This is a genomic window from Streptomyces beigongshangae (genome assembly GCF_019710745.1).
GTDB classification, from domain to species: Bacteria; Actinomycetota; Actinomycetes; order Streptomycetales; family Streptomycetaceae; genus Streptomyces; species Streptomyces beigongshangae.
Genome location: NZ_JAHKJW010000194.1, coordinates 1 through 454, shown reverse-complemented (window position 1 = coordinate 454; position 454 = coordinate 1). Strand labels below are relative to the sequence as shown.

The 454-nt window shown below is 70.7% G+C and carries 1 protein-coding gene; it reads right to left on the bottom strand.

The features are described 5' to 3' along the window. On the bottom strand, positions 1-454 hold a 454-nt coding region (locus tag KM933_RS38805; protein ID WP_221362401.1), incomplete at its 5' end, for a restriction endonuclease.

Here is a 454-nt window from a genome sequence, read left to right as displayed (position 1 = left end):
TCAGCCAGAGGGGCGCCGCTTGGTGCCGCCGCCGCTGCCGTTCAGCGGGATCAGGCTCTCCAGGTGAGCGCCCTTGACCCAGGAGCCCAGCAGGTCGCGGTGCAGGGCCACGATGTCCTGGCGCAGCGCCAGGCCCAGCGCGTCCTTCGTGAACGCGCGGCAGGTGGTGACGAACAGGGCGACGTCCGCGCCGTGCTCGAGGCGGGCGGTGCCGACGAACTTCTGCATGTCCTGCGAGGACACGCTCCGGTGCGCCGCGTACTTCTTGCACTGGATGACCAGCTTGCGGCCGTCGGCCAGGTAGCCGACGACGTCCGCGCCCAGGTCGCCGCTCCTGCCGCTGACGACGACCTCTCTGCAGCCGTCACGCCGGCACAGCTGCGCGATGTACGTTTCGAATTCCTGCCAGGTCAGGGCGTCGACCTGGGCCATGGACAACTCGCGCGCCCGGGCC